The organism is Bordetella genomosp. 13 (assembly GCF_007679965.1).
Lineage (GTDB): Bacteria > Pseudomonadota > Gammaproteobacteria > Burkholderiales > Burkholderiaceae_B > Bordetella.
Map to the genome: position 1 here is coordinate 196,261 of NZ_VEHL01000006.1, position 21,114 is coordinate 217,374.

The 21,114-nt window shown below is 70.0% G+C and carries 17 protein-coding genes; 3 read left to right on the forward strand and 14 right to left on the reverse strand.

Going from position 1 to position 21,114, the window contains the following annotated elements; all coding sequences use genetic code 11:
- Positions 1 to 225: 225 nt before the first annotated feature.
- The 3 genes from FS845_RS16100 (at position 226) to FS845_RS16110 (ending at position 1,921) form a co-directional block, all read left to right on the forward strand.
- Complete coding sequence (locus tag FS845_RS16100) at positions 226 to 990, forward strand: TetR/AcrR family transcriptional regulator (protein WP_144637108.1); 765 nt, start codon at positions 226 to 228, stop codon at positions 988 to 990.
- Between the two features lie 351 nt (positions 991 to 1,341).
- Positions 1,342 to 1,758: a hypothetical protein gene (locus FS845_RS16105; RefSeq protein ID WP_144637111.1), complete on the forward strand. Its 417-nt coding sequence runs from the start codon at positions 1,342 to 1,344 to the stop codon at positions 1,756 to 1,758.
- A gap of 28 nt (positions 1,759 to 1,786) precedes the next feature.
- Positions 1,787 to 1,921 carry an entericidin A/B family lipoprotein gene (locus tag FS845_RS16110; protein ID WP_144637113.1) on the forward strand — a complete coding sequence of 45 codons (135 nt, stop codon included), beginning with the start codon at positions 1,787 to 1,789 and terminating at the stop codon, positions 1,919 to 1,921.
- A 166-nt stretch (positions 1,922 to 2,087) separates the two neighbouring features.
- Here FS845_RS16110 and FS845_RS16115 read toward each other — a convergent pair whose 3' ends face one another.
- From FS845_RS16115 to bcsB (FS845_RS16180), 14 genes are all read right to left on the reverse strand, one after another.
- Positions 2,088 to 3,023: a 2-hydroxyacid dehydrogenase gene (locus tag FS845_RS16115; protein WP_144637116.1), complete on the reverse strand. Its 936-nt coding sequence runs from the start codon at positions 3,021 to 3,023 to the stop codon at positions 2,088 to 2,090.
- Between the two features lie 84 nt (positions 3,024 to 3,107).
- The gene (locus FS845_RS16120) at positions 3,108 to 3,842 is read right to left on the reverse strand and encodes an SDR family oxidoreductase (RefSeq protein ID WP_144637118.1); all 735 of its coding nucleotides are present in this window, start codon (positions 3,840 to 3,842) and stop codon (positions 3,108 to 3,110) included.
- A gap of 81 nt (positions 3,843 to 3,923) precedes the next feature.
- Entirely contained in the window at positions 3,924 to 4,505 is a 582-nt protein-coding gene (locus tag FS845_RS16125) for a TetR/AcrR family transcriptional regulator (protein WP_144637121.1), read from the reverse strand.
- 176 nt (positions 4,506 to 4,681) lie between these two features.
- Entirely contained in the window at positions 4,682 to 5,089 is a 408-nt protein-coding gene (locus FS845_RS16130; protein WP_144637123.1) for an Hsp20/alpha crystallin family protein, read from the reverse strand.
- Positions 5,090 to 5,114: 25 nt separating this feature from the next.
- Entirely contained in the window at positions 5,115 to 5,561 is a 447-nt protein-coding gene (locus FS845_RS16135; protein ID WP_409929304.1) for an Hsp20/alpha crystallin family protein, read from the reverse strand.
- A 236-nt stretch (positions 5,562 to 5,797) separates the two neighbouring features.
- Positions 5,798 to 6,823: an NADP-dependent oxidoreductase gene (locus FS845_RS16140; RefSeq protein WP_144637125.1), complete on the reverse strand. Its 1,026-nt coding sequence runs from the start codon at positions 6,821 to 6,823 to the stop codon at positions 5,798 to 5,800.
- 185 nt (positions 6,824 to 7,008) lie between these two features.
- Entirely contained in the window at positions 7,009 to 8,136 is a 1,128-nt protein-coding gene (locus FS845_RS16145) for an alginate O-acetyltransferase AlgX-related protein (RefSeq protein WP_144637127.1), read from the reverse strand.
- A 13-nt stretch (positions 8,137 to 8,149) separates the two neighbouring features.
- Positions 8,150 to 9,559, reverse strand: a complete 1,410-nt coding sequence (locus tag FS845_RS16150; protein ID WP_144637129.1) for an MBOAT family O-acyltransferase — start codon at positions 9,557 to 9,559, stop codon at positions 8,150 to 8,152.
- A gap of 21 nt (positions 9,560 to 9,580) precedes the next feature.
- Positions 9,581 to 10,255, reverse strand: a complete 675-nt coding sequence (locus FS845_RS16155) for a DUF4397 domain-containing protein (protein WP_144637131.1) — start codon at positions 10,253 to 10,255, stop codon at positions 9,581 to 9,583.
- A 19-nt stretch (positions 10,256 to 10,274) separates the two neighbouring features.
- Complete coding sequence (locus tag FS845_RS16160; RefSeq protein ID WP_144637133.1) at positions 10,275 to 10,937, reverse strand: SGNH/GDSL hydrolase family protein; 663 nt, start codon at positions 10,935 to 10,937, stop codon at positions 10,275 to 10,277.
- Between the two features lie 34 nt (positions 10,938 to 10,971).
- The gene (locus tag FS845_RS16165) at positions 10,972 to 15,168 is read right to left on the reverse strand and encodes a cellulose biosynthesis protein BcsC (protein ID WP_260986306.1); all 4,197 of its coding nucleotides are present in this window, start codon (positions 15,166 to 15,168) and stop codon (positions 10,972 to 10,974) included.
- Positions 15,159 to 16,400, reverse strand: a complete 1,242-nt coding sequence (bcsZ, locus tag FS845_RS16170) for a cellulose synthase complex periplasmic endoglucanase BcsZ (protein WP_260986317.1) — start codon at positions 16,398 to 16,400, stop codon at positions 15,159 to 15,161. The genes FS845_RS16165 and bcsZ overlap by 10 nt, the downstream gene beginning before the upstream one ends.
- Positions 16,401 to 16,405: 5 nt before the next feature.
- The gene (gene bcsB, locus FS845_RS16175) at positions 16,406 to 18,739 is read right to left on the reverse strand and encodes a cellulose biosynthesis cyclic di-GMP-binding regulatory protein BcsB (protein WP_260986307.1); all 2,334 of its coding nucleotides are present in this window, start codon (positions 18,737 to 18,739) and stop codon (positions 16,406 to 16,408) included.
- A 38-nt stretch (positions 18,740 to 18,777) separates the two neighbouring features.
- Entirely contained in the window at positions 18,778 to 21,057 is a 2,280-nt protein-coding gene (gene bcsB, locus FS845_RS16180; RefSeq protein ID WP_260986308.1) for a cellulose biosynthesis cyclic di-GMP-binding regulatory protein BcsB, read from the reverse strand.
- Between the last annotated feature and the right edge of the window lie 57 nt (positions 21,058 to 21,114).

A 21,114-nucleotide genomic window follows, 5' to 3' on the forward strand; every position in this document is an offset into this window, starting at 1 on the left:
ACACTTGTTTTCATTCTAGGGGGCAAGAGTTGGGTGTCAAGGCAACAGCATGGTGAATGCTGCACCACAACGAAGAAATCGAGCTGCAAAATGGTGAATTTGGCGGATTTTCAGGGTAATTACCTAGATTTTGAGCATGCTCGTCTTCCCTGAGTGTCGTCGCTCAACCGCTACTTGTATGATCCTTGGGTCTTTTTAAAACAATCATTTTAATTTGGATGGGACATGAGCACTTCCGATCTCGGCCCGGTGTTGCCCGATGTAGATGACGACCTCGCCGCCGCGCAAGCGCCCGCGTCCGCCACGACGCCACCGGACATGGACCTGCCGGTTCCCGACCGCATCCTGAAGGTGGCCAAGGAACTGATCGCCCGCAAGGGGCCGGCCGCCACCACGGTGCGCGACATCTGCGACGCCGGCAACGTCAACGTGGCGTCCATCCACTATTACTTCGGCTCGAAGGACGCGCTGGTCAAGACGGTGTTGCTGACCATCCTGGAACCGGTCAACATCGAGCGGCGCGTCCTGCTTGAGGAGGCGCGCCGCCAGTTCCGGCCTGGTCCGTTGCCGGTGCCGACGATCCTCGAGGCGCTGTTCCGCCCGCTGGTGTCGGCCGAGCGCAGCGCCGACGGCGGCCGGCTGTTCGTGCGCGCCGAAAGCCACCTGCGCGCCGCGCCCGACAGCGACTACACGCTGTTCGTGGGCCAGCACATGGACGGCTATGCGCAGATGTTCATCGACGCGCTGGCGGCCAGCCTGCCGCGCTTCACGCGCGCCGAGATCATCTGGCGCTACGAGTTCGTGCGCGGCTCGGCCATGCACCTGCTGGCCAACTGCGATCCCTTGTCGCAGAAATTCCAGGTGCTGACCGGCGCCGGCCAGATGATCGACCTGGATGACAACGAACTGGTATTGCGCGAACTGCTGGGCACGGCGCTGCTGGGCCTGAGCGCGCCGGCCGCCTGGACGCCGCAGGACATACACCGGTAGCCGCCCCGATGCGCCGGCGGGCGCAGCCGCGGCGGCGTTGCACTCGATCCAGGCGCCATTACGGGGTCCGATTCCGGCCTGGCTTGGCGAAATGCCATCCCCCTGGCGGCAAAAACTACCTGCCGCTGCCCGATCCGGCACGGCCCGCCGCACCGAGACCCGCTTCGCGCCCGACGGCAGCGATCGGACCCGAAGCGCGCGTACGCCGGCGCGACGGCGCCTCCCCCGCAGGACGGCCGTCGCGCCGCCGAAGCGGTCCCTCGAAGGCAGTTCCGCACCCCAGGCACGACGCTTGCTGATAGCGATTCGTGCCGTCCGCACCCCGCGGCGCCATCCTCGAGGACGACCAGTATGAAAAACGTCACGCGCTTCCTCGGCTGCCTGCTCATCGGCATGGGCGCAGCCACGACCGCCGCGCATGCGCAGCAGGCTCAACCGCAACAAGGGCAACAGCAGGGCCAGTCCCAGATGGGCCAGCCCCAGATCATGACGCCCGACCAGATCAACGCCCGCTACGACGCGGCGAAGAAGGAGTGCGATGCCATCAAGGGCGACCAGCGCGAGATCTGCCTGAAGCAGGCCGCCGCCGACCGCACCACCGCCCGCGCCGACGCAAAGGCGGGCAAGGAAAAAGCCGAAGCCGAGCGCGATGCGGCCAAGACCAAGCGCGACGCCAACTACGACGTCGCGATGAAGAAGTGCGACGCCTTGTCGGGGGATGCCCAGGACAAGTGCGAAGCCGATGCGAAGACCCAATACGGCAAGTAAGCCGTCAACCCCCAGAAAGGAGCATCACATGAAAACCTCCCGCAAACTGCTCGCCGCGATGCTGGCCATGGCTGCGCTGGTCGCCGGCTGCAACACGATGGAAGGCGCCGGCAAGGACATCGAGCGCGGCGGCGAAAAGATCCAGGACGGCGCCCGCCGCTGAGCGGCAGGCCTCGAAGACCGCGCCGGGCATTGCCCGGCGCGTTTTTTTTGCGCCTCGGATCCTGCAGAACCGGGGCAGAGACATGCGGAAGATGGGACGTGAGACCTGATCGTCATGCCGGCCAAGCGCCGAACGATCACGCGCCACGTCGGCGCGCCCCCGCCGCCTACAGCGGCGAGATCATCGGCTGCCCGGCGAAATGCCGCTGCGCGTTGTCGATGAAGCGCTGCACCGACATCGCCATGGCGCGCGGCGAGTTGCCGCCCACGTGCGGCGTCAGCACGATGTTGTCCAGGCCGATCAGCTCCGCGGGCGCCTCGGGTTCGCTTTCGTACACGTCCAGCCCCGCGCCGGCGATCACGCCCTCGCGCAGCGCCGCGGCCAGCGCCTGCGTGTCCACCACGCTGCCGCGTGCCATGTTCACCACATAGCCCTTGCTGCCCAGCGCGCGCAGGACGTCCGCATTGACCATGTGGCGCGTGGCCGCGCCGCCCGGCGTCATCACCACCAGGTAATCCGCCCATTCGGCCAGCGCCTGCGCGCTGTCGAAATAGGCATGCGGCGAGTCTTCCAGCTTGCGGCGGTTGTGATAGCCCACCTCCAGGTCGAAGCCCCGCGCGCGCTGCGCGATCTTGCGGCCGATCGTGCCCAGGCCGAGGATGCCCAGGCGCTGGTGCGAGAAGTTCGGCAACGGCGGCAGGCCGTCGCGCCATCCGCCGGCACGCGTGTGCGCATCCAGGCCGCGCAGGTTGCGCACCGCGGCCAGCAGCAGGGCGAAGGCATGGTCGGCCACGCAATCGTCATTGGTGCCCGCGCCATTGGCCACCGCGACGCCACGGCCGCGGGCGGCATCGACGTCCAGGTTTTCGTACCCTGCGCCCAGCGCGCAGGCCAATTCCAGGTTCGGCAATCGCGCCATCTCGGCGCCGGTGAAGCCGACCGAGCCATTGGTCAGCACGACGCGGATCGCACCGGCGTCGGCATGCGCAATGGCCGCGGCGCGCTCGGCGGCCGTGGGCGCATAGCGCACGTCGTAGTGCTCACGCAGTTGATCGAGGTAGGAGTCGGCAAGCGCGTTCAGGACCAGCAGGACGGGTTTCATCGGATGCGTCGTGGGAAGTGGAACGGACCTGCGTATGCTAACGCCATCCCCGGCCCCGCTGCTCCACAGCGCGGCCAGCACGGCCTAGAGGGTCATGCCGCCATCGATGGTGAGGCTAGCCCCCGTCATGTAGCGGGACGACGCGCCGGCCAGGTAGGAGACCAGCTCGGCGATGTCCTCGGGTTGGCCCACCTGGCCCAGCGGCACCAGGCCCTTGATCTGCTCGAGGTACGTGGCCGTCATGTCGGTCTCGATGGGGCCCGGCTGGATGTTGTTGACGCGGATGCCGCGCGGTGCCAGTTCCAGCGCCAGGCCTTTCACCAGGGCGGCCACCGCGGCCTTGCTCATGCCGTAGACCGTACCGATCGGGCTCAGGGAACGCACGGCGCTATTGCTGCCGATGGTGATGACGCGTCCATTCTCGCCCATGTGGGCGACCGCCGCCTGGATCGCCACGTACACACCGCGCACGTTCACCTGGAGCACCTGGTCGAGATCGGCCAGCGTGAAGGTATCGACCGTGCCCAGGCGCAGGACCCCGGCGTTGACCACGACCGCGTCGAGCCGCCCGAAATGCGCCACCACCGTATCGACCGCTGCCCGAATGGCCGCTGCATCGGCGCTATCGGCCTGCACGGCGCGGGCCCAGCCGCCATCGGCTACGACGGCGTCGACGACAAGCTGCGCGCTGTCCGGACGCGATACGTACGTGAAGCCCACGGCGAAACCGTCGCGCGCCAGGCGGCGCACCGCGGCCGCGCCTATGCCTCGCGAGCCGCCGAAGACGAGGGCGACTTTGTTTTCCGAATCAATGCTCATGAGAAAATCCTTGTTATGGAATGAACAGTCAATAATTGGCCAAAAAAAACATGCCGCCTGGCACCTGCCGGGGCGTCGTGCCTACGCCTGCAGACGATCCGCCGCGAAGCGGGCCAGGCGCCGCATCTCCACCGCTTTCGCGCCGCTGCGAGCGGCCAGCTGGATGCCGGTCATGCTCATCATCACGTAGTTGGCGGCTTCGCCCGCGTTCAACGCGGGATCGATCTCGCCTGCCGCCTGTCCTTCGCGAATGCGCTTGACCAGCCGTGAATGCAGGTAGGCCGAGACTTTCGTGCGCAGGTCGGACAGCTGAGGCTCGGCGGAGCCGAATTCGCAGGCGGAACCCACACCCATGCATCCCAGCGCTCGCAGCGCGTCGTCGTCGACCGCCAGCCCTTCCAGCATGTCCCGGATGCCTTGCAGGGCGGACGCGGGAGACTGCAGACGTTGCACGTGGGAAGACGTGGAGCTTTGCTGGTAGTCGGCCAGCGCTTCCGTGTACAGCTGCCACTTGCCGCCGAAGGCGTTGTAGAGACTTTGGCGCCCAATGCCCATGGCCTTCACCAGATCGTCGGTGGACGTGCCGGCATAGCCCTTCTCCCAGAAGACGAGTCGGGCTTGCTGCAGGGCGGTTTCACGATGGAATTCACGAGGTCTGGCCATGGCGCCATCGTAGATCGTTATGGATCGTCCAGTCAATAACCTGGGGAGGCAAGGCCGCGAAATTGGAAAAACCGCGCGGCTGCCGCTCTCGAGTGCTGCAAAAAAAGGCCGGACCGCCATGGGGCGGAACCGGCCAACTTGCCGCTGCGAGACAAGAGGGAGACGCGGTCAGCCGATCAACCCAGCTGCACCTCGACGCGCCGCGGCTGCGCGGCCTGCGCGCGCGGGATGCGCAGGGTCAGCACGCCGTCCTTCAGCGTGGCCTCGATGGCGGCGGTGTCCAGCTCCGGGCTCAGGTTGAACGCGCGGCGATAGCGAGGCTGCTCGACCTCGGTATGGAACACCTGCAGGTTGGCGGGCACGTCGATGCGCGCCTGCGCCTCGATGTACAGGCGGTCGGACTGCACGCGGATATCGAGCTGGTCCTTCGGCACGCCCGGCAGGTCGGCGATGAGCGTGATGCCCTGGGCGTCTTCCAGGATGTCCACCGGCGGGACGAGGGTGGCGCGCGCTTCTGCACGCGAATCGGTGCGGGTGTCGGTGCGGGTCTCGCCGCGCACGGCGACGGGGCTTTCGGTAGTCATGTCGGGCTCCTGTTCGAATGGGCGGTTACTGCACCGTGATGGCGCGGGGTTTGGCGGACTCCTTGCGGCCCACCGTGATGCGCAGGCAGCCGTCCACATAGCGCGCCTGCACGCGGTCGGGATCGGCGTCGCGCGGCAGTTCGACCGCACGGCGGAAGCTGCCGGACAGGCGTTCGCGCGCATACACCGTGGTGCCTTCGGGCAGCTCTGCCAGTGCACTCTTGCGCTCGCCCGAGATGGTCAGCAGGCCGCGATCCACGGTGACCTCCAGCGTGGCGGGATCCAGCCCCGGCGCGAAGGCCACCAGTTCGACGGCCTCGTCGGTGGTGCCCGCGTTCAGCGCGGGAAAGCCGCGGCCGTTGGACCGCAGGTTGGTGGGAGCGCCTGCGCCGCGCAGGGCGTCATCCATCTGTTCCCACAGACGGTCGAAAGCCCGGAAGACGTCCGGACGAAACAGTTGCTGCATAGCCATGATCGATTTCTCCATGCGTGACGAAGCCAGCCGTCTCGCGTGTGCAAGACTGCCGCCGGCCTTTGCCGGCATAAGGGATGGGTTTGGGTGGGCGGTACTGCTTGCCGCCCATGCACCCAAGTTGGAGGTACGCGGGAGGATTTCAAGAGGGCTTTTTTCAGAGCCCTTTCGGGACGCGCCCGGCCGCCCGGCGGCGCCGTCCCCGGACCTGGCGCGCTCGGCGGGCGCGGCGGCCCCTACTGCGCCACGCGGATCAGCAGCTTGCCGAAATTGCCGCCCTTGAGCATGCTCATGAAGGCGCGCGGCGCGTTCTCCAGGCCATCGACGACGTCCTGCGCGTAGCGGATGCTGCCATCGCGCACCAGCGGCGGCAGTTCCTCCAGGAACGCGCTGCGGTGCTGCTCCAGGTCGTAGTTGATGAAGCCGCGCAGGGTCAGGCGCTTGGACAGCACCGCGCGCATCAGCGCCGGCACGGTCAGGTCGCCGGGCTGGGTCGTGGTGCCGTTGTAGTCGGCGATCACGCCGCAAACCGGCACGCGCGCGAAGGTGTTCAGCAACGGCACCACCGCCTGCCACACCGCGCCGCCCACGTTCTCGAAATACACGTCGATGCCGTCGGGGCAGGCCTCGGCCAGCGCCTGCGGCAAGCCCGGCGCGCGATGGTCGATGACCGCGTCGAAGCCCAGCTGGTCGCGCACGTACGCGCACTTCTCGGGGCCGCCCGCGATGCCCACGGCACGCGCCCCGGCGCGCTGCGCCAGCTGCCCCACCAGCGAGCCGACGGGGCCGCTGGCGGCGGCCACGACGACGGTCTCGCCCTTGCGGGGCTGGCCGATCTCGCGCAGCCCCGCGAAGGCGGTGAACCCCGGCATGCCCAGCACGCCCAGGCGCGTCTCGATGGGCGCCAGCGCGGGATCGATGCGGTGCACGCCCTTGCCGTCGGACAGTGCATGCGTGGTCCAGCCGCAGTGCGCCAGCACGTGGTCCCCCGCCTGGAAGCCGTCCAGCCGCGACTGCACGACCTGCGCAACCACCTCGCCCACCATGGTGCCGCCCAGCGGCACGCTGGGCGCGTAGTTGCGCGCGGCGTTCATGCGGCCGCGCATGTAGGGGTCCAGGGACAGGTAGAGCGTGCGCAGCAGCATCTGACCCGGCCCGGGCTCGGGCACGTCGTGCGTTTCAAGACGGAAATCGGTGTCGACGGGTTCGCCGTCGGGATGCGCGGCCAGCACGATGCGGTGCGCGGCGGTCTGCTTGGGCATGATGTCCTCGCGGGATAGAGGCCGCAGGGCGCAGGCGCGCGGCGCGGCTCGGGCGTGGACCATTATGCGGGCGTGGCGTGGCGCGCCACAAGCGGCGTGCCCGGGATAGCCCTGTCCGGTGCATCCGGCCCGTGATCCGTGGCCGTCCGGGCGCGCGGGGCCGCCCCGCCCGTGCGCCGAACCCGCTACTTCACCTGGACCGCGTCGGCATCCGCCAGCGGCGTCTGCAGGTCGCGCTCGTTGACTTCCCACACGATCAGCTTGGGTGGCGTCTTCGCATACGACGTACTGGCGAAATACGCCTGCGCTGCGCCGCCGAACATCCCGCCGTCGCGCGCGAAGTTGCCCACCGCGCCGCCCAGCGCCTGAGACAGCTGGGGGATGAAGTTGGACGTGCGCGAATACGAAGTCCCCAGCACCGCCACGGTGGGCAGGCCCGCGTCGCCGAACAGATCGTCGGCGGACGTCGCGGCCTGCGCCTGGGCCGTGTAGACGTGCTCCTGCACGATCTCGCCCTTGGGCTGCCAGTCGGCCGGCAGCCAGTCCAGGCCCGCCAGGCGCACCAGGTCGCCCTGGCGCGGTGCCTGGAGCTTGGCCTGGACCGTGTAGGCCGCGGGCTGCAAGGGTGTGCCCAGCGCCTTGATGCGTTGCGCGATGGCCTGCGCGGCGGCGCCCGCGCCCGCCTCGTTCCAGTGCGTGTCGGTGCGCAGGTAGGCATCGCCCGGGACGCCCTGCAGCGCGGGGGTCAGGTCCACCACCGGCACGCCCCGGGCGGTCAGGCGTGCGATCCAGTCGGTGGCGCGCGCCTGCAATTCAGCGGGGCGGTGCAGGCCGCACAGATGCTCGGATTCGATGCGCGTCTTGTCGGGCACCACGGCCACCAGCAGGCCGATGCCGTGCTTGCCCAGCGCCTGCTGGACCCGCGCCACCGTGGCCGCGCGGGCCTGCGCGTGGAGCGCCGCATCGCGGTGTACCAGGAGCTCGTCGCGCAGGAACAGCCAGCCGTCGCAGCCCTGGCGCACGCGCGGCCCCAGGTCGCGCAGCGTCAGCCAACCCAGCCCGCGTTGCAGCCGCGCGGCCTCGGCAGTCAGCGGCGCGTCGGACATGTGATGCGCGATGTCGCGCATCACGGTTCCGTCCAGCACGCGGTCCAGCGACGGGTTGTCGCGCATCAGCTGCATGTTCTGCGCCAGCACGCCCCAGCCGTTGGAGACGAAGCCCGCGGCCAGGAACGCGATCAGGCCCACCGCGGCCAGCTTGCTGGTGCGCGTCGCGGGAGCGTAGGGCGGCGTGGTGTTGGTGGTGGCGTTCATCGGGCGGGACCGGTCAGAACTGGAAGTAGAGGAAGGGCACGGCGCCGCGCGCCGAGATCAGGCCGAACGACAGCAGGAAGCCCGCCAGCGGCCAGGCGGACCGCCACAGCTGGCGCAGGTGCGTGTCGGGCCGGCTGGCCCACCACGGGTGCATGGCCGGCAGGATCACGCAGACAATGCCCAACGCGGCGGCCAGCGCATGCACGGGCCGCACGATCACGGCCAACGCGTCGGACAGGCCGATGCCGTTCAGGCCGAACTGCCCGCGATACATGTTCAACGCGGACTCGAAGCCCACCGCGCGGAACAGCGTCCAGGCCAGCATCACGAACAGCAGCGTCAGCACGTGCGACAGCCAGCGCGGCACGGCGGGCAGGCCTCCCTCGTTCCAGGCGCGCGCCACGGCCAGCGCCAGGCCGTGCGCGATGCCCCACAGCAGGAAGTTCCAGCTGTCGCCGCCGTGCCACAGGCCGGCGATGGCCATGGTCAGCAGCAGGTTGCGGTACGTGGCCCAGCGGCCGCCGCGGTTGCCGCCCATGGGGATGTACAGGTAATCGCGGATCCAGCTGGACAGCGAAAGATGCCAGCGCCGCCAGAAGTCCTGGATGCTGCGCGCCAGGTACGGGTTGTCGAAGTTCTCGGGAAAATGGAAGCCCAGCATCTGCCCCAGGCCGATGGCCATGGCGCTGTAGCCGGCGAAGTCGAAGAACAGCTGCAGCGTATAGGCGCCGCATCCCAGCCACGCGTCGGCCAGCGTGGGATCGGGCAATGCGAAGGCGGCGTCCACCAGCGGCGCCAGCGTATCGGCCACCAGCACCTTCATGCTGACGCCGATCATGAAGCGGCGCGCGCCCGACGCGAAGCCGGCCCAGTCGACCAGCCGCGATTCCAGTTCGCGCTTGACCCACTGGTAGCGGATGATGGGGCCGGCGATCAGGTGCACGAACATGGCCTGGTAGGCGCCGTAGCTGATGAAGCTGCGGTCGGCCGGCACCGTGCGGCGCTGCACGTCGATCAGGTACGAGACCGATTGCAGCACGATGAAGGACAGCCCGATGGGCAGCACCACGCGCTGCCATTCGATGGGCATCGCGCCCATCATCTCGCCAACATGGCTGGCGCTTTCCACGACGATGTTGGCGTACTTGAACCAGCACAGCGTCGCCACGTTGATGACGATGAACACGGCCAGCCGTTGCTTGCGCCCGCGGTCGGTCCGCGCGCCCTCGATGGCCATGCCGCCGATCCAGCCCAGCGCCGTCAGCGCGATGAACAGCAGCAGGTAGATCGGGCTCCACCAGCCGTAGAAGATCCAGCTGGACACAAGCAGGATGGCGTTGCGGTGCCGCGGCGCGCCCAGCGCGTACACGAGCAGGAACGCCGGCAGGAACAGCGTCAGGAATTCCAGCGATGCGAAGACCATGGAAGCGGCGGCGGGACGGTATCAGTTCGCCAGGGCGTCGACGGCGCGCAGCAGCCGCGGCCCCTGGGTGGAAGGCAGCAGGAAGACTGTGTAGCGCTCGCCGGCCTGCAGCGTGCCGAGGTCCAGCGGCTGGCCGGCGGGCTTGCCGCCGCACGACGGCTGCACGGACAGGGCCACGGGATTGATCTGGCGGCGCGCCACCGCGCCGTCGGCCACGCGTTCGAAGATGGCCACGTTGCGGCCCGCCGCCAGCAGGCCGGCGTCCGCGCAGCCGGCATCCAGGTTGTAGAAGCCCAGCGATGCCTTCAGCGAATTGAAGTCGTCGGGCTGTTCGCGCAGCGTGACGGCGCGCAAGGCGCCGTCCGCGGCCGGCACGCCCACCACCGTGGCGAACTCGCCGGGCTGCACGGTGACCGACACGACCTGCTTGGCCGAACCGCTGGTCAGCGTGCCCTGCAATGCCGATCCGGCGCGCACCGGCAGGAAGTTCGAGGCCGGCGACTTGTCGTCCAGTGTGATGCGTGCCTTCGAGCCGCTGGCGCTGACCTCCATCGACGCCGTGCCGCCGTTGACGAAGCGCAGGAACGAAGCATCCTGCGCGGGGCCGGTTTCGTACAGCTCCATCTGCGCGGCGTGCGAGGCGCCTTGCGCGGCCAGCAGCAGGGCGGCAAGCGCCAGGAAGGGAGTTCGCTTCATGGTGTCGGGATTCCGTGTCTCAGCGCTTCTGCAAAGCCTTCACGGCGGGCAGGTCGACCAGGCGATTGGAGATTGCGTCGCCCCACGCCTTGTAGCCGGTGTTGGTGTAATGCTGGCCGTCGGTGGTGGGCCACTGGCCCTGCTTGGAGAACGGCAGCGAATCGATGTAGGCGCACGGCGAGACGTTGCTGTTCAGGAAGGCCGACATCTGCTGCACGCGCGGGAAGTTCTTCTGGTACTTGCCGCCTTCGGTGCCCCAGCTCGGACCGACCCATACGCACGCGGTGTTGGTGGCGGCGATGGCCTTGGTCAGGCTGGTGGTCTGCTGCCACACCCAGGTCTTGGGAAACGACGGGTTGGTGTAGCCCGCCATCGTGTCGCCCAGCACCACGATGACCAGGTTCGGCTTGTAGGTGGCGATCAGCTCGCTGATGGGCGTGGTCTTGGCGTCGCCGCTGCGCAGCGTGATCTGGCCCTTGCCGACGCGCTCGGCACCGCCGCAGGTGCCCGGCGTGACCTTGGTCCAGTCGCCGGCGTTGCTGCCGCACACGCCGATGGTGCGCACCTCGGCGCCCTGGCTGATCAGGTCGTCGTGCAGCGTGGTGATGAGATAGCCGGGAGCGCCCAGATGGCTGTCGCCGATCATCAGGATGCTCATTCCGGCAAGCACGGTAGCCAACATTTGCGTTACTCCTAAAACGTGTCGCGGCGCGCGGTCAGCGCGAATACGGCGATTGGAACGGGACGACGGGCAGGTCCATGGGACGCGTCATCGGATACAGGGCATATCGCAGGTACAGGCCGCCGGCCCATTGGCGGTAATCGGTGGCGTTGTCCAGGCCGAGCGTTCCACCCATGAACAGGTTTCTCGTCAGCTGGTACTCGGCCGCGCCGGACAGGCTGTAGCCGATGCCGGTCTTGGATTGGCCGTCGTACACGGGCTGGCCCACGTTGAAGCCCTGGCCCTGGGCCACCGCCATGCCGGCCGCCGCGGCGTTCTGCAGCAGGCTGCTGGTGGGGAAGTAGTCGGCGTCGTCTTCCTTGAAGTGCTGGATGCCGACCGAGCCCTGCAGCTTGTAGCTGAAACGGCCCGCGCGCTGCGCCCAGGTCACCGGCAGGCTCAGCGCGTAGAACTGCTGCGGGCTGAAGTAGCCGCCATGGCCATAAGTGAAGTAGCGCTGGTTGTTGTCGTAGAAGATGGCGCCGACGTTGACGCCCGTGCTCAGCATGCGGTCCGGATCGTTGATCACGCGCCAGTAGGCGCCGGTGCCGACCTCGGTGCGCGAGTTCGACTCGACGTTGTGGCCCAGCAGCTTGTGCCACGAGCCGTACGCATAGGCGCCCACGTTGTTCTCTTCCAGGCCGATCTGGCCGGACAGGCCATTGGCGGTGACGGCGCCCCAGGTGTCGTCCACGCCGCCATCGGCCACGCCCAGCGTGCGCAGGCCGGTGTTCAGGCGCGGATCGCGCACGCCGGCATACGACACCACGCTGTCGGTCACGGCGCGGCGCGAGGCGTTCACGTTGTACCAGCCGTTGGCGCCCACCGTGCCGCTGAGCTTCACGCCGCCGATCACGTTGGTGCGTTCGAAGCCCAGCGGCGTGGTGCCGATGTCGGCGGCCAGGCCGCGCGTCTCGTAGCCGATGGACGCGCCGACGCCGCGGTCGCGCAGCGACCGGACCGGGCCCGAATTGCCCGTCAGTTCCGCGGCGCTGGATACGGGACCGCCGCCGAAGCGGCTGTTCTTGTAGTAGTCGCCGCCCAGCGTGCCGGCATCGACGTTCACCGGCGTGGCGTTCAGCACCAGCTTGCCATCGCCCACCGGCATGCGCGCCTCGACCGGGGCCTCGATGGTGGTCATGCGGCTCAGCCCGGCCTCGCCGTTGTTCGGGCGCACGAAGACGCCGGCGCGGATCTCGGGACTGCGCTCCTGGCGGATCTCGTCCAGCTCGTTCTGCAGCGTCGACGGTGCCGCCGCGGCGACCCTCGATCCGTTCGAGGAGGGTTCGGCCACGGGCGCGGGCTCGGCGGCGTAGGCGCCCGCGGGTTGCGCCGGCATGCCGCCACGCGCGGCGGGCACGGCCACGGCGCCGATGGCCGACGGACCGACCACCGGCGCGGCGGTGGCCGTGCGCGAGCGGGGGGCCTGCGCGGCGGCGACGGGCGCGACCGGCGGCACCGGCATGGCGGCGGCATTCGCGGCGGGGTAATCGCGGGCGTACGGGGCATTGGCGCCGGAAGCGCTGGACGCACCGGTCGCGACCGCGTAGGTCGCGACGGCCGGTGCGGCCTGCGGCACGGGTTCGCCCAACGCGTCGCCCAGCACCTGGGCGGAACGCGCCGACTGCGTGCGCTGGCCGGGACGGCCCACGAAGGGATTGTCGGACGGGGCGGCACGGCCCGCGCCGGCAGCGGCCATGGCAGGCGCGCCGCGCTTGTCCTGCGCGGCGATGGCCGCGGCGTACAGCTCGGCGGCCCGCCCCGTCTTGCCCTGGGCGCGGTACAGGCGCGCGGCGCTGGCCAGGATGTCCGGGTCGTCCGGCGCGATCGCCAGGGCATTGTTCAGCGAGCGCTCGGCATAGCGCCAGTCGTTCAATTGCGCGGCCACGTTGGCGGCGCCTATCTGCAGCTGCGCGTTGTCGGGCTCGCGCTCCAGCAGCTTGCGGTAGATGTCCAGTGCCTTCTCGCGATCGCCGCCGGCGGCGTACATGCGCGCCAGCGCGCCCTGCGCCAGCGTGTCGTTGGGCCGTTGCTTCAGCACCGGCGACAGCATGTCGTACGCCGCCACCAGATCGCCCCGCTCGCGCAGGCGGTCCGCCTGGCGCACGGTGTACAGGCGCACCAGGTCGTCGAAGGCGGCGCGCTGGCTGGCGCTCATCGAGCGCGGCTGCAGGCGGCGCAGCACGCCGGCCACCTCGACGTCCTGGCCGGCCTTCAGCAGCAGGCCGGCATACGGCAGCAGCACGTCGGTGGCGGGCTCGGCGCCGGACACCATCGGACGCAGCAGCGCCAGGCCACGCGACGTGTCGCCGGCATCGACGTAGGCCTGGCCGATCGTGCCCAGCAGTTCGGGATCCTGCGCGGCGGCGGGCTCCAGGCTGGCCAGCAGCGCGCGCGCCTGGTCGGGCTGGCCCGCGCGGGCCATGGCGGACGCCTGGCCGGCCTGCGTCTGCACCCAGAGGCGGCGTTCGAGCGATTGCATCTCGGCCGTGCGGGACTGCTGCGGCACGCGCGACAGCGTGGCGTAGGCCTTGGCCGACTGGCCGCGTTCGGCCGACACCAGCGCGCTGGTGTAGAGCGCGTCGGCCATGTCGGGATTGGTTTCGAGCAGCCCGTCCACCACGCGCTGCGCCTCGGTGTCGGCGCCGGTGCGCAGCAGCAGGCGCGCCAGTTCATAGCGCAGCCAGGGATTGGTGGAATCGTTGCTGACGGCGTCCTCGAGCAGCTGCTGCGCGCGGGCGGCATCGCCGCGCTGGTCGGCGGCGCGGGCCTGACCGGCCGCCACCGCGGCGCGCAGGCGGGTCACGTCGCCGACGTCGGCAGCCTGCTCGGGTCCCATCGATTGCACCAGCGCCATGGCCTCTTCGGGCCGGCCGCTCTGCGCCAGCACGCTGACCAGGCCGCGCATGGCCTCGGGATCGTTGCGATGGCGCGCCAGCACGGCGCGGAAGGTGCGCTCCGCGCCGGGCAGGTCGTTGTCCGCCAGGGCGAGCCGGCCCAGTGCGTTGTAGGCCGCACTGGGGCCCCCGTCCAGCTTGACGGCCTGGTCCAGCATGCGCCGCGCGCCGGCGCGATCGCCGGACTCGCGCGCCGATTCGGCCTGGTCCACCAGGGCCCAGTAGCGCGCGCCGTTCAGCGCCTTCTTCCAATTGCCGCCGGCGCCGGGCCGCGACGCGGCGCGCGACAGCAATTCCTGCGCGCGCACGGGGTCGTTCTGCTGCATGCGCACCACGCCCAGGCCGCCCAGGGCATCGGCATTGTCGGGCGTCTCGCGCAGCTTCTCCTGGAAGGCGGCCTCGGCCGAGGCCAGGTCGCCGGATTCCAGCGCCGCGAAGCCGCGCGCCAGGCGCGGGTCCTGGCGCCAGGGCGCCGCGGGACGCGCGGCAGCCGTGCGCGCAGCGGCGGGCGCCGCCGTGCGCTGCATCTGGTCGCGGATGGCCTTGTCGTCGGGATGGGCCTGCAGATAGGCCTCGAACAGCGGCTTCTCGGCCGGCCGCGGGTTGCCCATCCAGACCAGGCCCATGCGCCAGCTTTCCAGCGCGTCCGCCCCCACGTCGTTGCGGCGCGACAGCTGCGACAGCAGCTTTACGCCATCGGCGCGGCGGCTCTCGTCGCGGATCAGGTGCTTGGCCAGCGCCAGCTGGATGTTCGGATTGTTCGGCGACTGGCGCGACAGGCGCTCCAGGCCGGCGATGGCGGCGCCCAGCTGGCCGTCGACGTAGCCCAGGCGGCTGTAGTACTCGAGCGCCAGTTCGCCCTGCGGCTCTCGGCCCTGGAACGCCTGCCGGTAGTCGGCGATGGCGCCGGGCAGGTCGCCGCTGGCGGCCTTGGCGCGGGCGTTATCCAGGTCCGTCTTGCCCGTGCCGCCGGCCAGGGCGATGTCCTGCTGCAGGCGCTGCGCATACGCGCCGTTGGCGTCCAGCCGGCGCAGGCGGTTCAGGTACTGCTGCGCCTCGGCCGCGCGGTCGCCGCGCAGCGCCGCCAGCCCCATGCCGTACAGCGCCTCGGGCTGGTTCGGATCCGTCAGCAGCAGCTTTTCCCAGGCCTGTCCGGCACGCCGCATGTCGCCCTGCGATTGCCAGTAGCGGCCCTGCTCCAGCAGCGTCGAGGCCGCGTCGGGCTGGGCCCAGCCGGCCTGGTGCAGCAGCGTTGCCAGCAGCCCCGCGACGATCTTGTGGCGGCTCATGGACATGTCTTCTCCTTCGGTAGTCGCACCCTGCCGGATGCGCCGAATTTATAACGCTGCTCGAGCCAGGCGGTGCCGAAAAGGCTGAGCATGTAGTCGTAATAGGGGGGCTGGCGTTGGCCAGGTTGCGCGGACGCCACACTGGCGTCCCAATCGGCCTGCACGCGGTGCAATTGGGCACGCAGCAACTCGGCCTGGCCCGTGGCCTGCAGGTACGGCAGCAGCGCCGCCGAGAAACCGAACGGACCGGTGCCCGTGGCGCTGCCCGCGTCCGTCTGCACGATCTCGGGCGGCATGCCGGCCTTGGCCGTGGCCTGGGCCAGGCCCTGCACGGCCTCCAGCATGGGGGCAGCCAGCGGATCGGTGGAAGGCGTCATGCCGGCCCACAGGTAGACGCGGATCGCGTCGTAGCTGCCAACCGGACCCTTGACCGGATCGGCCACGAACGCGCCGCCGTCGCCCTCGGCACGGTACGCCGTCCAATCCGGCGCGAAGCCATGCGGGCTGGTCTGGCGGACCATGCGCAGCGTGTTGTCGGCGATGGCGGCCCACGGCCCCTGCGGCGAGGCTTCGGCCAGGCGCCGCAGCACCGGCACGGGCAGATAGCTGGGATTGAAACGCCATTGCAGGCCGGGCTGCACGAAACCGATGGGCCCGGGCAACAGCATCGGCCCCAGGCCGGGCACCTGCGCGATCTCGCGCGCTTCGATCAGCGCCAGCAGGGCCCGCGCGTCCCGCTCGTAGCGCGGACGGTTCCACAGGCGCGCGGCCTCCAGCAGCGCGTAGACGAACCAGACGTCCGCGTCCGATGCGGCGTTGGTGTCCAGCACGCCCCACGTGCCGTCCTGGCGCAGACCCCAGAACCACGCGGGCAGGTTCTTCGAGATGTCGCCGCCGGCCAGGTTGTCCACGGTCCATTGCCACAACTGGTCGAAGGTCTTGCGGTCGCCCGCGACCAGCGCGAAGAACATGCCGTACGACTGGCCTTCGGACGAGCTGTGCCGCTGCGGCGTGCTGGCGTCGAGCACGCGTCCATCGGGCTGCACGAAATGCGTGAGATACCCGTCCCACTTGGGCCAGGACTGCGGCCCGCACGTGGCCGTGCCAGGCGCCGCGGCGCCGGCCGCCCGCGCGGCGGGCATCGGCAATGCCATCAGCAGCGCCGCGGCCACACCGCACAGCATGGCGGCGGCGCGGCCGGGCAGCCTTGGCAGGCGAAAGAGCGGCGCCACGCGCATGGCCGTCACGCCTTCGGCGCGCGCGGCTTGCGACGGCCCCGCAGCAGCGACGCCGCCAGGGCGAGCGCCGCGACCAGCACGGCCAGCGACACCAGCAGGCCGGCCAGCGTCAGGTTGGGCGAGATCGACGACAGGGTCCAGTCGATGCGTTTGAAGAACCCGAGCGACCCCACGTAGTACTGGTGTTCGCCCACCAGCGAATCGACCTGCTTGCCGCGGATGATGGCCAGGCTGCCCTGGATCGGCCGCTCGTAGTCCTTGCCGCCCAGCAGCGCCGACGCCGCGTCCTGCAGGCCTTCGGGCTGGTTGCTGGCGATCAGCACGACACTGCGCTGGCTTTCCTGCGGCGATTCGAAACCCGCCACCACGGCGCTGACGCCGCTGCTGGTGTAGGCCAGCGCCGTGCGGCGCGGCGCCTCGTCCAGGCGCGGATCGACGTGGAACCAGCCCATCACGCGATAGACCAGGTCGGACACGGCGAAGCGCGCGTTGCGCTCGTACGCGGCCGGCATGCGCTCGGCCCAGTCCTTCAGCCAGGACTGGTCGGCGCCCGAGGCGATCACCAGCAGGTCCTTGCCCGACGGAGCGGCCGAGGCCTGCGCGCGCGTCACGGTGACGCCCGTGGCGGGATAGCCGGTGGACTCGCCCATGCGGCCCATCACCGTCAGGAAGGTGCTGTATTCCTGCGGGCCGGCGTTCGAACCCAGGACGACGGCGGTCTCGGACAGGTCGGCCATGCGCGTGAACGGAAAGCCGGCCTGAGAGAACGCGGCCAGATCGGGCATCGCCATGAAGTGCGGATAGCCGCTGACGTCGATGGTCGATTCGGGATCGATCGCGCCGCGCACGTTGTCGATGATGATGTCGCGGCACTCGCCCTGCTTGATGTAGTCGTACATGTAGCGGAACTGCAGTTGCCCGCGCGACTTCAGCAGTTCCAGCGGCACGTCCAGCCGCGCCTGCATCGGCAGGCTTTCGTCGGGCAGCACCTGCGCGCGCAGCTTCTGGCCGTCCTCGATGCGTTCCAGCGCGAACAGCGGCATCGACTTCACGAACTGGTCGTCGACACTGAACAGCAGCGACGAGTTCACCGACGAGGGCTGCGGCGTGTAGCGGTAGTGCAGGTCCACCGGCACCTTCTTCTCGCGCCAGCCGAACAGGTCCGGCGCCACGCGCACGTCGACGCGGATGGTGTCGGGGCTGAAGCCCGACACGTTCATGCGCTGGGCGTCGATGAGTTCGCCGAACGACACCGGACGGTCCGAGCGCAGCCACTTGGGCGCATCGTACGGCTGGCGCGGCTTCAGGTCGGCGAACTGCGTGATGGTGGCGATCGGGCCGGTCAGGGTCTGGCTACCGGTGACCAGCGCGGCGGCGGCCTGCTTCAGCTCCTTGGCGTCGCGGCCCATGACCAGCAGCAGCTTGCCGTTGGGATCGTTGGGATTGGTGACCACGGCCAGCGTCGGGCCCTGCAGCGGCGCGGGGGCCATGCCGGCCTGCGCGCCGCCCGCGGCGAACACCACCGCGTTGCCCTGCGCCGGGATCTGCGCCACGGTGGCCGGGAAGCGCGCGCCGCGATAGCCGGCCAGCGCTCCGAACCACGACGACACCGCGCCGGCCGCTTCCAGCGCGGCGCCATCGGGCGTGCCGGCGAAGACGAAGGGCAGTTCCAGGCGGCGGCCGTCGCGGCGGTCGAAGAAGGGCTCGGGCAGGTTCGCCAGTTCGTTGGGCAGTTGCAGCGGCGTGGTGGCCAGTTGCAGCATGCTCTGGTTGCTGATGTTGGCCCACAGGCTGGAGTGCAGGGGATCCTCGCAGTCCATCGTGTAGTGGCCGATCAGCTGCAGCCGCAGGTTGCTGAAGGCCGTGATCAGGTACGGCGGAATCTCGACGGTGCGCCGCAGGTTGGCGCCCGCGGTCTCCTTGGGCACCGGAATCGTCGCGGCCACTTCATCGTTGACCAGCACGTTGATGTGCGACAGGTCCGTCAGCAGCGACGGCGAATACGCATAGCGCAGGTCCAGCCGCGCGCCCGTCACCACCTGGTCGTTGCGCACGCCGAACGCGAACGTGTTGCTGCCGTCCACGCCGCGCAGGTTGACGGGATACTGCGCCCCCAGCTGCTCCAGCGAGTAGCGCACGGTCGGCGAGAATGGGACGGCCACGGGCGCCGGGGCGGCAGCGGGCTGGCCCGCCGGCTGGGCAGGCGGAATGGGCGCGCGGCCCCCGGTCTGCGCCATGGCCTGCGTGCCCAGCACGCAGCTCATCAGCAGGGCGGACCACTTCACGAACGCGGGACGCAGCGCGAAGACGCGTGCAGTACGGGAGTCGGACTGAAGCATGGCGGAGGTCTTTTCTTGGCGTTTCACGGGAAGCATGTTCAGGATCCGAGGCGGCGTTGCGCACGGGCGCGCAGGGACAGGTAGACCAGCACGGCCAGCACCACGGCGCTGAATATCACCGCCAGCACCAGCAGCAGCGGGTGGTTGGCGAAGAACCACTGCACGGCCAGCCACGGCGGCAGCGTGCCGACGTAGTAGCTCTGTTCGTTGGCCAGGGTGGCGACTTCCGTGCCTTGCACCACGGCCAGGTTGCCCTGGATCTTCTGGTCGTTCGTGCGGTTGACCAGCACCGCGTTCACGGTGGCGGCCAGGCCATCGGCATTGCTGCCGCTGACGACCACCACGCTGCGGCCGGAGGACAGCGGCGACTCGAGCCCGGCCAGCACGCCGCCGGGGCCGTTGCCGCTGGCGGCCACCCTGGCATTGGCCGGCGCCGCGCGCGTACGCGGGTCGCCGCCTTTCCAGTCCAGCTTGCGCGCCAGCCAATCCGAGATGCCGAAACCGCCGCCGTCGCCGTCGAAACCGCTGGGCATGTCGCCGCGCCAGGTCTTCAGCAGGGGCTGGTTGCCGCCCGAGGCCAGCACCAGCAGGTCCTTGTCGCGCAGCGCATCGGTCTGCGCGGCGCGGCCCACCGTGACGCGCACCGCTGGATAGCCGGTGGAGTCGCCCATGGCACCCAGCAGCGTCAGGTAGGCCGAGTAGTCGTCCGCGCTGGCCTGGTCGGGCAGCACCACGGCGGTCTCGGACAGGTCGGCCATGCGCGTGAACGGGAAGCCCGCGTCGCTGAAGGCGCCCAGATCGGGCATCGGCGCATACTGCGGCAGGCGCGAGATGTCGATCGACGAGCCCGGGTCGATGGCGCTCATCACGTTGTCGACGATGCTGTTCTGGCACTCGCCCAGCTTGGCGTACTCGTACACGTAGCGGAACTGCAGCGCGGCCAGCGGCGGCAGCATGTACGACGGCACCTGCAGCGTGGTGCGCGCCTCGGAGGCCGGCATGCCCGTCACCCTGCTGTAGACGTCGGAACGCACGTCGGGATGCAGCGACAGGCTCTGCACCAGCTGGTTGCCCGCCGTCACTTCCAGCACCGACTGCGGCGCCGGGCGCGGCGAGTAGCGATAGTGCAGGTCGACGGGCACGCCATCGCTGCGCCAGCCGAACAGGCCCGGCGGCAGCCGCAGGTTCAGGTTGATGGGCGCGGGACGATGGCCATACACGTTCAGCTGGTCGGTGGGCACCAGTTCGCCGAACTGCACCGGACGGTCCCGGCGCAGCCAGTTGGGCGCGTCGTAGGGCTTGCGCGGTTCGGGCGCATCCAGCCTGGTGATCTGCGCGGTCGGGCCGGACAGCGTCTGGTAACCCAGCGCCAGGGCCGTGGCCGCCTGTTTCAGCTCGGCATCGTTGCGCCCCATCACCAGCAGCAGCTTGCCATGCGGATCGTTGGGATTGGCCACCATGGCCAGCGACGGACCCGGCACCGCGGGCACCTGCAGGCCGGGCAGGGCATCGCCCGGCCGGGCGAACACCACGGCATGGCCCTGGGCCGGCAGGGCGTCCAGGCTGACCGCGAAGCTGGCGCCGCGGTAGCTGGCCAGCGCGCCCAGCCACGAGGACACGATGCCCGCGGCCTCCAGGCGGCCCGCGTCGGGCGAGCCCGGCAGCACCACCGACAGCTTCAAGGCACGGCCGTCATGCGGGTCGAAGAACGGCGCCGGCAGCAGCGCCAGGTCGTTGGGCAGGTCCACGGGCACCACCGTCAGCGCAAGCGAGCTGCCGGGATTGACGTTGGCCCACAGGCTGGAATGCACGGGATCCTCGCAGCTCAGCGTGTAGTGGCCGATCAGCTGCAGGTTCAGGCGATTGAACTCGCGCAGGGCCGGCACCGGCAGTTCAACGGTGCGCTGCTGGGGCTTGCCCGCGGTCTCCTTGGGCAGGGGCACGCTGTCGGCCACGTCGCCGTTCAGCTGCACCTTGATATGCGACAGGTCGGGCAGCAGGGCGGGTGAGTACGTGTAGTCCAGGTCCAGGCGCATGCCGACGATGCGCTCGTCCAGGCGCACGCCGAAGTCCACGCCGTTGACCCCGTCCACGCCGCGCAGGAGCAACCCTTGCCGCGCCCCAAGCTGCGACAGCGGAATACGGTAGGTGCGGGCGTCGGTGGGCAGAGCGGCCGCGGGCGGCGGCGCCTCGGCCTGCTGCGCGGGCGGGACGGCGGCCGCAGCGGCCGACGCGGCGGCTGGCTCGGGCGCCGATGCGGCAAGCGCCGGGGATATGCCGGCCGCCCACAGCAGCGCGGCAGCCAGCATGGTCGGCATGCTCGGTCTCGGTCGCGCGGACGCGGACATGCACGGATCGGGCCTGGAGGTCATCAC

What these genes read in the sequence shown, in the direction of transcription:
- FS845_RS16155 (WP_144637131.1), bottom strand. Translation starts at nt 10,255, where the DNA reads ATGAAGCGAACTCCCTTCCTGGCGCTTGCCGCCCTGCTGCTGGCCGCG.
- FS845_RS16145 (WP_144637127.1), bottom strand. Translation starts at nt 8,136, where the DNA reads ATGAACGCCACCACCAACACCACGCCGCCCTACGCTCCCGCGACGCGC.
- bcsZ (WP_260986317.1), bottom strand. Translation starts at nt 16,400, where the DNA reads ATGCGCGTGGCGCCGCTCTTTCGCCTGCCAAGGCTGCCCGGCCGCGCC.
- bcsB (WP_260986308.1), bottom strand. Translation starts at nt 21,057, where the DNA reads ATGCCGACCATGCTGGCTGCCGCGCTGCTGTGGGCGGCCGGCATATCC.
- FS845_RS16140 (WP_144637125.1), bottom strand. Translation starts at nt 6,823, where the DNA reads ATGCCCAAGCAGACCGCCGCGCACCGCATCGTGCTGGCCGCGCATCCC.
- FS845_RS16110 (WP_144637113.1), top strand. Translation starts at nt 1,787, where the DNA reads ATGAAAACCTCCCGCAAACTGCTCGCCGCGATGCTGGCCATGGCTGCG.
- bcsB (WP_260986307.1), bottom strand. Translation starts at nt 18,739, where the DNA reads ATGCTTCAGTCCGACTCCCGTACTGCACGCGTCTTCGCGCTGCGTCCC.
- FS845_RS16160 (WP_144637133.1), bottom strand. Translation starts at nt 10,937, where the DNA reads ATGTTGGCTACCGTGCTTGCCGGAATGAGCATCCTGATGATCGGCGAC.
- FS845_RS16105 (WP_144637111.1), top strand. Translation starts at nt 1,342, where the DNA reads ATGAAAAACGTCACGCGCTTCCTCGGCTGCCTGCTCATCGGCATGGGC.
- FS845_RS16125 (WP_144637121.1), bottom strand. Translation starts at nt 4,505, where the DNA reads ATGGCCAGACCTCGTGAATTCCATCGTGAAACCGCCCTGCAGCAAGCC.
- FS845_RS16100 (WP_144637108.1), top strand. Translation starts at nt 226, where the DNA reads ATGAGCACTTCCGATCTCGGCCCGGTGTTGCCCGATGTAGATGACGAC.
- FS845_RS16120 (WP_144637118.1), bottom strand. Translation starts at nt 3,842, where the DNA reads ATGAGCATTGATTCGGAAAACAAAGTCGCCCTCGTCTTCGGCGGCTCG.
- FS845_RS16115 (WP_144637116.1), bottom strand. Translation starts at nt 3,023, where the DNA reads ATGAAACCCGTCCTGCTGGTCCTGAACGCGCTTGCCGACTCCTACCTC.
- FS845_RS16135 (WP_409929304.1), bottom strand. Translation starts at nt 5,561, where the DNA reads ATGGCTATGCAGCAACTGTTTCGTCCGGACGTCTTCCGGGCTTTCGAC.
- FS845_RS16150 (WP_144637129.1), bottom strand. Translation starts at nt 9,559, where the DNA reads ATGGTCTTCGCATCGCTGGAATTCCTGACGCTGTTCCTGCCGGCGTTC.
- FS845_RS16165 (WP_260986306.1), bottom strand. Translation starts at nt 15,168, where the DNA reads ATGTCCATGAGCCGCCACAAGATCGTCGCGGGGCTGCTGGCAACGCTG.
- FS845_RS16130 (WP_144637123.1), bottom strand. Translation starts at nt 5,089, where the DNA reads ATGACTACCGAAAGCCCCGTCGCCGTGCGCGGCGAGACCCGCACCGAC.